Genomic DNA, 11,394 nt, shown 5'->3' on the forward strand with positions numbered 1-11,394 from the left:
CGCGAAACGCGGTCGCTAAGGGACTTGGCGTAAAGTCCTGGGTGAAAACCTCGCTCGCCCCGGGGTCGCCGGCTGCGGGCGCCCTGCTCGCCCGTGCCGGGCTGTTGTCGCCGCTGGAGCAACTTGGCTTCGCGATTGTCGGCACCGGCTGCACGACCTGTATCGGCAATTCGGGTCCGTTGATTCCGGCAATGGCTGCGGCAGTGCAGGCTGGCGTCGAGGCGGTGGCGATACTCTCGGGCAACCGCAACTTCCCCGGTCGTGTCCATCCGCAGGTGCGCGAGGGCTTTCTCGTCTCGCCGCCGCTCGTCATCGCTTTTGCGATTGCCGGCGATGCTGCCCGCGACCTTTCGCGTGAACCGCTGTGCCATGGCCCGGACGGGAAGCCGGTCATGCTTGCGGAACTCTGGCCGTCGTCCGACGAGATCGATCATCTCCTCGCAGCGGTCCGGTCGCCCGAAACGGTGCTGGCCTGCCATGCCGATGCGGAGGCAAACCCGGACTGGCGCGCGCTCGATGCCCCAAGTTCGGTGCGCTTTCCCTGGCGTCGCGATTCGACCTATCTGCGTCCTCCACCCTTTGCCCGGATCGAGGGCCGGGTGCCGCTGGACGGTGCGGTGGCGCATGTCCTGTTGTCGCTGGGCGACGACATCACCACCGATCACATCTCGCCCGCCGGTGCGATTGCGGCGGACAGCGGGGCAGCACGCTATCTGATCGCCAATGGCGCGATGCGCGATGACCTCAACGTTTATGCGGCGCGGCGCGGCAATTGGGAGGTCATGGTGCGCGGCCTGTTCACCAATCCATCGGTAGCCAATTTGCTCGACCCGTCGCTCAGGCCGGGATGGACCATATATGCGCCCAGCGGGGAGGCGATGCCGCTCTGGGATGCGGCGCGTGCCTATCGCGAGTCGCGAACGCCACTCGTGATCGTCGCTGGCGAACGCTATGGCGCTGGTTCCTCGCGCGACTGGGCGGCGAAGGGTCCCTGGCTGCTCGGCGTGCGCGCGGTCATCGCGTCCAGCTTCGAGCGGATTCACCGCAGCAACCTGATCAATATGGGTATCCTTCCACTCGAAGCGCCCCAGATCAGCGCGCCGGACCTGCGGTCGCTGGCGGCGGCCGATCGGGTCATCTTTCCCGATCGGCTCACGCTCGATCCGGGCGCACGCCTGCCGCTGCGCGTTCAGAGAACGACCGGAGATATCGGGATCGATGTGCGGCTTGCCGCCGAAACGCGAATGGAATGCGAGGTGCTGGCGCGGGGCGGCATGCTGCCCAACCTGCTTCGCCGCCTGCTCGATGCCGAAGGAACGAAGCAATGAGAATTACGGCGTTGCTGCTGCTGGGGTCCTGTCAGACCAATGCGGCAGCTGTTAGGGGCGGGGTATGCCGCGAAAATCCCGAGCCTTGCCGCCGAGCCCGTTCCGCCGCTTCAACTCGTCACCCGAGGTGATCCGGCTGGTGGTGATGATGTACGTTCGGTTTCCGCTTTCGTTGCGGAACGTAGAGGACCTGCTGTTCGAGCGCGGAATCGACGTCTGCCATGAAACGGTGCGGGCCTGGTGGAACAGGTTCGGCCCGATGTTCGCGGGCGACATTCGTCGCCAGCGTGTTAGCCGAATGCGAGGCTTTCGCCATTGGCGGTGGAATCTCGACGAGATGTACGTCAAGCTGAACGGCGAGATGGTCTACCTCTGGCGCGCTGTCGATCACGAGGGCGAAATCCTGGAGAGCTACGTCACCAAGACCCGCGACAAGCAGGCGGCGCTGAAGTTCATGAAGAAGGCGCTTAAACGTCATGGCGCCCCTGAGGCGATCGTCACCGACGGGCTTCGATCATATGGCGCAGCGATGGACGAGATCGGCAACCGCCAGAAGCAGGAAACCGGGCGTTACTTGAACAATCGCTGTGAAAATAGTCACTTGAGTCTGCGCAGGCGCGAGCGAGCGATGCTCAGATTTCGAAGGATGAAGTCCTTACAGAAATTCGCCTCCGTCCACGCCAATATTCACAACCATTTCAACCAAGAGCGCCATCTCGTCGACCGACAGACCTTCAAGGAACGCCGCTCGGCCGCGATGGTCGAGTGGCGGTCGCTGGCCAGCTAGGCGACCAATCTCAAAGCCCGATCTCCATCCTGTGGAGAGCGGTTCGCGTTAGACTGACAGCACCCTGCCGCGCTTTCGACGCGGCGGCCTTTACGCGAGCGCGCTCAGTAACGGATGCCCTTTGCCGCCAGCCGTGCGTGGAGCGCGGGATCGACGGCATCCTCATGCGCCTTGCGCAGCTGGATCAGCGAGGCGAGCGGGCATTCGACATAGTGGATCGCGCGCCAGCCATCGGGCGTGCGGCGCAGCGTCATGCTGATCCGCACCGGTCCGCCGAATGGCCGGGGGTACAGGCGATTGCCGGGAAGATAGGTGCTCCAGTTGGCGTGGAAGAAGGCGATGGCGACATCCGCCCCCGCCGCGACCGCGGTCAGGTCGTGCCAGGTGAGCAGCCGTTCGGCCTTTGACCGATCGACGCCCCAATAGCCCAGGATCGCGTCCCATCCGATATGCGGCTCGCACTCCTCTGCCAGATAGATCGCGTTCGGCTCGCTCTCGTCCCACAGCGCGCGCATGGCGGACACGTCATAGACGTTCCACGCGGCGAAATAGGCGTCGAGAAAGGTCGAGAGTTCGGCGTGCAGCTGATCGGTCATCGCGGTTCAGGCTCCCATCTTGCGCAGGGTGAGAGGGCGGCGGGGGATGCTGACCGCCTTCTGGCGCGTGTAAAAGGCCTCGGCCGCGCGACCGCCCTCCGCCCCGACGCCGGAGTCGCGGAAGCCGCCAAAGGGCGCGCGCAGGTCGCGGAACATCGGCGTGTTGCACCAGATCGTCCCGGCGGAGATGCGCTCCTGCGCCGCCATGATCCGTTCGATGTCGCGCGACCAGGCATAGCCGACCAGTCCGAAGCGCGATTCATTGGCGATGCGATAGGCGTCCTCGTCGCTGTCGAACGGCATCAACGCGGCGAACGGCCCGAAAATCTCGTCCTGGCACAGGCGGTGGTCGTTCGAATCGACCTCGGCGATCGTCGGCTGGAAATAGAAGCCGCGCTCGAACCCCTTTGCCCGACCGCCGCCGGCGATGATCCGGGCGCCGGTATCCCCGGTGGCCGGCACGAAACTCCTCACATGCTCGTAATGCTGACGGGTGGCGAGCGGGCCGATCTCGGTCGCGGCGTCGCGCGGATTGCCGACACGCACGCGGTTCGCGCGCGCCACGAAGGCCTCGACGAACTGCTTGTAGATGCCGCGCTGGACCAGCACGCGTGATCCCGCCAGGCATTGCTGGCCATTGTTGGTGAAGATGCCGATCAGCGCCCCGTCGAGCGCCGCGTCGAAATCGGCGTCGTCAAAGATGATGTTCGCCGATTTACCGCCCAGTTCCATGACCGACGGTTTCAGGTTCGCCCCCGCCGCCGACATGATGAGCCTGCCCGTGCGCGTCCCGCCCGTGAACGACACGCAATCGATGCCGGGATGCCGCACCAGCCGGTCGCCGACGCTGGCGCCGAAGCCGTTGAGCAGATTGACCACCCCTTCCGGCAGCGCGGCCTGGATCGTTTCGACAAGCAGGGTGAGGCCAAGCGGATCCTGCTCCGCCGGTTTGAGCACGCAGGAATTGCCGAACGCGATCGCCGAGGCGACCTTCATCGACCCCAGCGCCAGCGGCGAGTTCCAGGGCGAGATCAGCGCCGCGACACCGACCGGTTCGCGCCGGACATAGGTGAGGTAATTGGGGTCCTGTTCGTACAATTCCCCCGCCATCTGTCCGATATAGTCGGCAAAGAAGCGGAAATTCCCTGCCGCGCGGACCACCTGGCCGTTGCGGACCTGGGCATAGGGGATGCCGGTATTGGCGCATTCGACATCGGCGATGCGATCGGCCGCTGCGTCGATCGCGTCCGCACATGCGCGCAGTGCCGCCTGCCGTTGCTCCACGCTCATGCACCGCCAGTCGCCACGGTCGAACGCCGCGCGGGCCGAGCCAACCGCCCGATCGACCAGCGCGTCCTCCGCCTCGGGGATTTGCGCGATCACCTCTTCGGTGGACGGATCGACGACGGTGATCGGGGCGCCGGAGCCGGCGACGCGCCGTGCGTCGATGATGGCGGCGGGACAGCTGGTCATTGGTCGATGGCTCCTTGGCGGGGCGGGGAGAGCGCGGCGGCGAGCCGGGGCGCCCAGTCGGTGGGATCGGGTTCGGCAATGCCGATGGCGCGGCACAGGCTGCGCGCGAGGCACAGGTTCGACGACAGGATGACCGGTCCGGCGGGCGGGTCGGCCAGCAGTGCCAGCGAAGGCATGCCGGTGCCGCTGAGCAGCACCGCATCGACATCCATCTGCGCAAGCGCGTCAGCGGCCGGGCGCGCATCGGCGCTGCCCAGCGTGTAGATGCCGCGCGTATCGCCAATGCCGGTTTCGATGCGGCGTACGGACGCCACCTCATAGCCGGCCGCGCGCCAATAGGCGGCCGCCGCATCGACCAGTTCCGCTGGATAGGGGGCGGCCAGCGCGATCCTCCGCGCGCCGATGCGGCGCAGTTCGGCGTCGATCGCATCGGTCGCGGTGACGATCGGATAGCCGAACCGCTCCGTCAGCCCCGCGACCAGCGCGCGTTCGTGCGCGCGATCCGCCAGATAGGAGGAGCCGGTACAGGCAAATCCGTACACCGCCGGGCGCAGCGTATCGAACTGCCCGATCGCGACATGCATCCGCTCAAGATAATCGCGAAGGCGATCGAGCGACGCCGTTTCGGCACTGACCAGCCGCGATACGGCGAGCAGGACGTTGGGCGGCATCAGGATGCGCAGTTCCGCCTCGACTGTCGGGTTCGCCTGGGGCGTGCCGATGCCGACCAGCCCGGCGCGGCCATAGTCGTAACGCTGCCCGCTCATGCCACCGCCTCGGCCTTGCGCAGGCCGTCGATCATCGACGTGCGCAGCAGATGCGCGCGCGCCGTCGCCGGATCGCCCGCCACGCGTTGCAGCTCGGTCAGCATCTCGCGGCGGCGTGCCGGGTCGCGCTCCTGCATCCGTGCGCGGTTGCGATCGGCCTGGGTCAGAATCTCGTTCAGCGCGATCGGGCGGCGGCGGCGGGTATAGCGGTCGAGATGGGCGATCGGGGCGCCGTCGATCACCTCACGCAAGGTGGCGACCAGTTCGAACGCGTCGTGGATACCGCCGTTCATGCCCATTCCGCCCGACGGTGAATTCACATGCGCGGCGTCGCCGGCGAGCAGGATGCGACCGTGGCGATAGGCGTCCACGATCCGCATGTGGATGCGATAGGGGCGGATCTCCTCGACCCCATGGCCTTCCGCGCTGGGCGCGATCTCCTGCAACTTTCGCGCGATGCTCGCCGGTTGCAGCGCATCCTCGATGGTCTCCTCGCCATCGGGATAGAGGCTGCACCGCCACAGGTCGGGAAGGCGCAGCAGGCTGAACGTCCCGTTCGCCTTCCACACATAATTGACGTTGGACAGGCCGGGCAGGTGGTCGTGAAAGGGAAAGCGGGTCGTCGCCAGGATCGTGGTTTCGGGATAGGTCTTCCCCTCGAACGGCAGGTCGAGGCGGCCACGAACCACGCTGCGCGCGCCATCGGCGGCGATCAGGAAATCGCCGTCGAGCCGATGCGCGCCGCCATCGCCGTCGCGGGCGGTGACGATGACGCGATCGTCATCCTGTGCGACATCCTCCAGCCTGATCCCCATGCGCACGTCGCCGCCCTCCGCCACGACGCGGTCGAGCAGGATGCGGCACAGCACCGATTGTTTGCATTGCAGGCGATAGGGGTGTCCCGTCTCGCTCGCGATCGCGGCGAGGTCGAACACCGCACGATCGCCATCGGGGTGCATGCGGATCTGCCAGCTGGGGCTGATCAGGCCCTGTGCGATCAGCGGCGCGGCCACGCCCAGCGTGTCGAGCATGTCCAGCGTCGGGGGATGAAAGGTCGAGGCGCGTAGGTCGTCGGGCAGGTCCGTCTCCGCCTCGATCAGGGTGAACGGCACACCCTGGCGCAGCAACAGCAGCGCGGCGGTCAGACCCACCGGACCCGCACCCGCGATCAGCACCCGCTTCATACCCGATCGCCCCTTCCCATCGCCACCATACCGGCCGATCCCCCTTGCATTCCCATTTGTACTAGATATAAGACTATTCGCAGTCGCAAGCGCCCTTGTCCAGTGCGGAAAATGGCGCATGTGCGGCGCGGCGACCGGTTGGGGCCGTCCGGATATGGAGTATGCGCGATGGCTTCTGAGGCATTGATCGAGCTGCGGAATTCCGCGATCCCCGATATCGAGGCGCTGGCGAAGCCGACGCTGGAAGAGCGGGGGCGCCAGCGTTTTTGCAGCGCGCTGCGCCGTTACGCGATCCAGGACCTGCCGGAGATGCTGCGGACCGATTATGAGGATCGGGTGCGTCCTCGCCTGGCCGCACGGGGCGACGCGCCCGGGGATGCGCTGGAAATCGAGCGGGCGATGAAGGGGGAGGCGTCCTACCGCTTCTATTCGAGCGTCCGTTACAATGCGCAGGAAATGTGTTTCCTGTCGGTGCAGGACAGTATCGAGCGCGCCCTGCCCGAGATGATCGATGTCGCCCGCGACGCGGCGGCGCGCAATCCGGCGGGCGGGTCGCTGCGGCTGGACCCGTCGCTGGAGATGCCGCGCTATCTGACCGCGCTCGACGTCCACCTCACGCCGGGCTGCTTCCACAGCGAATGGATTGCCGACGACGTCGCGCAGGGCGCGGTCGTGAGCCTGGGCGCGCGCGTCTTTTCCGCGACGATGAACCACCGCAGCTGGGGCGGGGTGGCGCGGGTCATTTCGCGCTGGATCAAGCATGAGCGGCCCGATTTCCGGCCGTTGCGCATCCTTGATCTCGGTACGTCTTCGGGCAAGAATCTGATGCCCTATGTCGAGGCGTTTCCCGGGGTTGAGGCGCATGGCGTCGATCTGGCCGCGCCGCTGCTGCGCTGGGGCCATGCAGTTGCCGAACATGAAGGCATTCCGATCCATTTCAGCCAGCAGAACGCCGAGTCGCTCGATTTCCCCGACGGTCATTTCGACCTGATCGTGTCCAGCTTCTTCTTCCACGAAATCCCGGTGAAGGCGACGCGCAGCGTGCTGAGCGAGTGCCGTCGCCTGCTGCGGCCCGGCGGGATGATGGTGCATCAGGAACTGCCCGCCACCGGGCTGGTCGATGCCTGGGAAGATTATTTCTGGAACTGGGATACCGATAACAACAATGAACCCTTTTACACCGCGTTTCGCGCACAGGATCCGATCGCGCTGATGGATCAGGCCGGGTTCGACGTGGCGCGCGGTTTCGCACGCATCCTGCCCGACGTGAACGCCTATCCCGATCGCCACGGCGCGTTCGACTGGGACGAGCCGGGCCGGCCGCGTCATGGCAAGGGCGGCTGGTACGTCTTTGGCAGCAGCATCGCCTAGGCGCCGCAACGGATATTTCGGATTTCAGGACGGGGGAACGCGGTGGAGAAGAACGCAAGCTGGTACCGCTGGTACGTCGTCGTCCTGTTGCTGCTGGTCTTCGTCCTCTCCTATTTCGATCGCTACATCCTCTCGCTGCTGGTCGAGCCGATCAAGAAGTCGATGAACCTCAGCGACTTCCAGATCGGCCTGTTGCTGGGGCCGGCCTTCTCGCTGTTCAACGTCGTGGTGATGATCCCGCTGGGCGTGCTGGCGGACCGGGCCAATCGCAAATGGCTGCTGGTCGTGGGGATCGTCATCTGGTGTACGATGACCGCGATGAGCGGCTTTGCGATGAGCTTTCTGCCGCTGCTCCTGTTCCGCTTCGGCCTGGGGCTGGGAGAGGCGGTGGTCAGCCCCTGTTCGGTCTCGATCATCAGCGATTATTTCGGTCGCAAGGAGCGGGCGCGGGCGATCAGCCTCTATATGGCCGGCCCGTATCTGGGCGCGGGCCTCGCCTTTCTGGCCGGCGGCGCGCTGGTGTCGATGCTGCATGAATCGGGGCCGGTGGATCTGGGCATCCACACCTTCCAGCCGTGGCAGCTGGCGTTCCTTCTCGTCGGCATTCCCGGCTTCGTCTTCGCGTTGCTGATGCTGACCGTGCGCGAACCCGTCCGTACCGAGCGGATCGGGCCGCAGGGCGGGGCGCAGGCGAGTGCGGTGCGCTACATGCTCGAACGCTGGCGCGGGTTCGGCGTGCTGACGCTGGGTGCGACGTGCAATTTCGCGATGAGCACCCTGACGCTGTGGAACGTGCCGCTATTCCAGCGCGTGCATGGCTGGTCGGTGGTCGAGATCGGCGCGGTTACCGGCCTGTTCTACTTCACCGCCGGGCCGATCGGAACCGCGCTGGCGCTGTGGGCGAGCAAGGCGCTGGGCAAGGGCAAGGAGGACAGCGCGATGCGCGTGCTGATCCTTGGACTGTTCATCACCGTGCCGGCCAGCGCGCTCTATCCGATCCTGCCCAGCCCCGAGCTGGCGGTGGTGGCGATGTTCATCGCCTTTATCGGCAAGTCGACCGCGACGGCGGGCGGGCCGGCGGCGTTGCAGATGATCACGCCGGGCGAAATGCGCAGCCGGTCGGTCGCGATCTTCAATACCGTCATCATGCTCGTGGGGCCGCTGTTGGGACCGCCGCTGATCGGCGCGGTCACCGACTGGATGGGAACGCCCAAGGCGATCGGCGTCGCGCTGAGCGGATTTGTGATCGTCGTCGGGGTGCCGACGTTGCTGGTCGTCTGTTTCGGCCTCAAACATTATCGCGCGCTCGCGGCGCAGATGGCCGGAACGCTGGACAATGGCGGCACGACGGGCGGGGAGCCGGGTGTGGCGGACGGAAACCCGGCACCCGCCTGACCCCCGGCGCGGCGCGCCACATCATTGCATCGGGTAATGCGCTTGATTTCGCGGCGCATGCGTGATTTGCTATAAATCTAGTACATATGAGCGTTCGAGGGTGCGGCGCGTCCGGGGAGCGAGAGTGGTCGTTGCGACGGTGAACAGTGCGGAGCGGGCGACGCCCGGCGATGCCGCGGAGACGGATCTGCTGGTGGTCGGCGCGGGTTCCGCCGGGCTGCCCGCCGCGATCTTTGCCGCCCGGCGCGGCGCGCGCGTTCTGCTGGTCGATCATGCCGATCGCATGGGCGGATCGCTGTGGGTGGCGACCGGACAGATGAGCGCCGCCGGCACCCGGCTCCAGCAGGCACGCGGGATCGCCGACACGCCCGACCTGCATTTCGAAGATGTCATGCGGATCAGCCGGGGTACCGCCAATCCCGGCCTGGTTCGGCGCGCGGTCGATCACGCCGCCGCCACCTTCGACTGGCTGATGGATGAGGGGTTCGAGCCGCTTCCCGACCATCCGGTGACGGGGCTGGGCCATGAGCCGTATCGACTGCCGCGCTATTATTGGGGTCGCGACGGCGGCATCAGCATCAAGGACGTTCTGGTCCCCATCGTCGAGCGACTGGTCGCCGACGGGGCGGTGACGCTGTCGCTCGATCATGAGGTCGTCGCGCTGACGACGGACGCGGCGGGCGCGGTCACCGGCGCGCGCATATGCGGCCCGGACGGCGCGGAGCGAGAAGTGCGGGCGCAGGCCGTGCTGCTCGCCTGTGGCGGCTATGCCGGCGATGCGGAGGTCTTCGCGCGGCGTAACGGCACGCCGCATTACAATGCCGCGCCCTGGCCGGGATCGCGCGGCGCGGGCCTTGCCCTGGGCGAGTCGGTCGGCGGCTATGCGCGCGGCGCGGAGAACCTGTTCTGCAATTTCGGGACGCTGTTCGACACCGATGTCTTTCCCGCGCGCCAGATCGGCCGGATCGAGCATTTCCCGGAGCGCCGCCAGCCCTGGGAAATCTATGTCAACGCCGCCGGCCATCGGTTCGTGCGTGAGGATATCGGCAGCGTCGATGCGCGGGAGATGGCGCTGTTCGGCCAGCCCGGGCAGCGTTACTGGATCGTCTTCGATCAGCGCATCCTGACTGAAGCGCCGCCGATCGTGGTCGGCTGGTCACACGACCAGTTGCGCGCTGCATTCGACCGGGGCGGGCCGACCTTCCTGACGGCGGCGACTCCCGCGGAACTGGCCGCGCGGGCCGGGATCGATCCGGTGGCGCTGGAGGTGTCGATCGCGGGCTATAATTACGGCGTCCTCACCGGAAATGATTTCTTCGGCCGGGTGCATCATCCGCTGCCGATCGGCGAGGCGCCGTTTTACGCGATCCGGATGCAGGCAAGTGCGGTGTCCAGTTCGATCGGTCTGGCGGTGGACGATGACCTCCGCGTGATCCGGCGCGACGGCACGCCGATCGCGAATCTGTATGCGGCGGGCGAAATCCTGGGATCGAGCCAGACGATGGGCAAGGCCGCGTGCGGCGGCATGATGGTGACGCCGGCGATGACGTTCGGCCGGTTGCTGGGCGATCATCTGATCCCACTGAAGGTGGCCCGATGACGCTGCCGATCCTCACCGCGCTTCCCGGCGAACGTCGCGGCTATCTCGACGGGCCGTGCGGGCAGATTCACTATCGCAGCCATGGCGACGGCCCGGTCGTCCTGCTGGTGCATCAGGCGCCCTGGGCGTCGATCCAGTTCCGCCATGTCCTGCCGGCGATCGCCGCGCTGGGCCGGCGCGCCATCGCGATCGACCTGCCCGGCCACGGCATGTCGGACCCGCCAGCGCAGCCGGGCATCGGCATCTATGCCGAGGCGCTGGCAGCGGCGATCGCCCAGCTGTCGCCCGCTCCGGCGGTGGTGATCGGGCATCGCGGGGGCGGGCTGGTCGCCGGACATCTCGCGGCGGAGCGACCCGAACTGGTCGCCGGGCTGGTGCTGGACAATGCGCCCTTCCTGTCCTCCGCCGCTCGCGCCGCTCGCGCCGGGCGGTTTCCGGACGATCAGAGCATCGCCGCCGATGGCAGCCATCTGACCGATCGCTGGGCATGGGTGCGGCGCGTCGGCGATCCCGACTGGAGCGACGAGACGGTTCATATCTCGGTGCTCACCTATTTCATGCACGGCCCGTGGAAGGAACATGGGCATTCGGTGATCCCGCTTCATGATTTCGAAGCGGATGTACCGCGCATCACCTGCCCGACGCTCATCCTGGCGAGTCGTACCGATCCGCTGTTCGACTCGGGTGCGCGGCTGCACGGCGTGCGGTCCGACTGGGGGTATGCGGAACTTCCCGGCGGCCCCGGCATGGTGCTCGACCGCCCGGCTGAATGGCTTGTTCCGATTAGGGATTTCCTTGCCGAACGCGCGTGATCGGGCGCCGCAAAAATCGGTTTACAAACCCCAGTTTTGTTATAAACATATAACAAAATAATGACGTTCGCAGGACGCAAC

General features: G+C 66.5%; 10 protein-coding genes. 6 read left to right on the plus strand and 4 right to left on the minus strand.

Annotation, left to right across the window (positions count from 1 at the left end; translation table 11 throughout):
• Both KF783_RS07765 and KF783_RS07770 read left to right on the plus strand, forming a co-directional pair.
• Positions 1–1,328, plus strand: a 1,328-nt coding sequence (locus KF783_RS07765) for an aconitase family protein (protein WP_294077970.1), incomplete at its 5' end; no start/stop codon positions are given.
• A gap of 64 nt (positions 1,329–1,392) precedes the next feature.
• Entirely contained in the window at positions 1,393–2,115 is a 723-nt protein-coding gene (locus KF783_RS07770) for an IS6 family transposase (protein WP_294077972.1), read from the plus strand.
• Between the two features lie 104 nt (positions 2,116–2,219).
• Here KF783_RS07770 and KF783_RS07775 read toward each other — a convergent pair whose 3' ends face one another.
• The 4 genes from KF783_RS07775 to KF783_RS07790 are packed head-to-tail and all read right to left on the minus strand — an operon-like array spanning position 2,220 to position 6,135.
• Positions 2,220–2,711, minus strand: coding sequence for a nuclear transport factor 2 family protein (locus KF783_RS07775; RefSeq protein WP_294077974.1), 492 nt, complete (start codon positions 2,709–2,711; stop codon positions 2,220–2,222).
• Between the two features lie 6 nt (positions 2,712–2,717).
• Positions 2,718–4,184 carry an aldehyde dehydrogenase family protein gene (locus KF783_RS07780; RefSeq protein ID WP_294077975.1) on the minus strand — a complete coding sequence of 489 codons (1,467 nt, stop codon included), beginning with the start codon at positions 4,182–4,184 and terminating at the stop codon, positions 2,718–2,720.
• The gene (locus tag KF783_RS07785) at positions 4,181–4,951 is read right to left on the minus strand and encodes a hypothetical protein (protein ID WP_294077977.1); all 771 of its coding nucleotides are present in this window, start codon (positions 4,949–4,951) and stop codon (positions 4,181–4,183) included. The genes KF783_RS07780 and KF783_RS07785 overlap by 4 nt, the downstream gene beginning before the upstream one ends.
• Positions 4,948–6,135, minus strand: a complete 1,188-nt coding sequence (locus KF783_RS07790; RefSeq protein ID WP_294077978.1) for an FAD-dependent monooxygenase — start codon at positions 6,133–6,135, stop codon at positions 4,948–4,950. Before KF783_RS07790 ends, KF783_RS07785 begins: the two co-directional genes overlap by 4 nt.
• A 168-nt stretch (positions 6,136–6,303) precedes the next feature.
• Here KF783_RS07790 and KF783_RS07795 point away from each other — a divergent pair, with 168 nt between their 5' ends.
• From KF783_RS07795 to KF783_RS07810, 4 genes are all read left to right on the plus strand, one after another.
• On the plus strand, positions 6,304–7,506 hold the full coding sequence (locus KF783_RS07795) for a class I SAM-dependent methyltransferase (protein WP_294077980.1): 1,203 nt from the start codon (positions 6,304–6,306) through the stop codon (positions 7,504–7,506).
• A 42-nt stretch (positions 7,507–7,548) separates the two neighbouring features.
• Positions 7,549–8,901 carry an MFS transporter gene (locus KF783_RS07800; RefSeq protein ID WP_294077981.1) on the plus strand — a complete coding sequence of 451 codons (1,353 nt, stop codon included), beginning with the start codon at positions 7,549–7,551 and terminating at the stop codon, positions 8,899–8,901.
• A gap of 124 nt (positions 8,902–9,025) precedes the next feature.
• The gene (locus KF783_RS07805; RefSeq protein WP_294077982.1) at positions 9,026–10,501 is read left to right on the plus strand and encodes an FAD-dependent oxidoreductase; all 1,476 of its coding nucleotides are present in this window, start codon (positions 9,026–9,028) and stop codon (positions 10,499–10,501) included.
• A complete protein-coding gene (locus KF783_RS07810; protein WP_294077984.1) occupies positions 10,498–11,313 on the plus strand; it encodes an alpha/beta hydrolase in 816 nt (271 codons plus the stop codon). Before KF783_RS07805 ends, KF783_RS07810 begins: the two co-directional genes overlap by 4 nt.
• Positions 11,314–11,394 lie beyond the last annotated feature (81 nt).

Source organism: Sphingomonas sp. (genome assembly GCF_019635455.1).
Classification (GTDB): Bacteria; Pseudomonadota; Alphaproteobacteria; order Sphingomonadales; family Sphingomonadaceae; genus Sphingomonas.

Bases quoted from the DNA above. Each gene is read 5' to 3' on its own strand.
- KF783_RS07770 (WP_294077972.1), top strand. From the start codon at position 1,393: ATGCCGCGAAAATCCCGAGCCTTGCCGCCGAGCCCGTTCCGCCGCTTC.
- KF783_RS07775 (WP_294077974.1), bottom strand. From the start codon at position 2,711: ATGACCGATCAGCTGCACGCCGAACTCTCGACCTTTCTCGACGCCTAT.
- KF783_RS07795 (WP_294077980.1), top strand. From the start codon at position 6,304: ATGGCTTCTGAGGCATTGATCGAGCTGCGGAATTCCGCGATCCCCGAT.
- KF783_RS07810 (WP_294077984.1), top strand. From the start codon at position 10,498: ATGACGCTGCCGATCCTCACCGCGCTTCCCGGCGAACGTCGCGGCTAT.
- KF783_RS07785 (WP_294077977.1), bottom strand. From the start codon at position 4,951: ATGAGCGGGCAGCGTTACGACTATGGCCGCGCCGGGCTGGTCGGCATC.
- KF783_RS07790 (WP_294077978.1), bottom strand. From the start codon at position 6,135: ATGAAGCGGGTGCTGATCGCGGGTGCGGGTCCGGTGGGTCTGACCGCC.
- KF783_RS07780 (WP_294077975.1), bottom strand. From the start codon at position 4,184: ATGACCAGCTGTCCCGCCGCCATCATCGACGCACGGCGCGTCGCCGGC.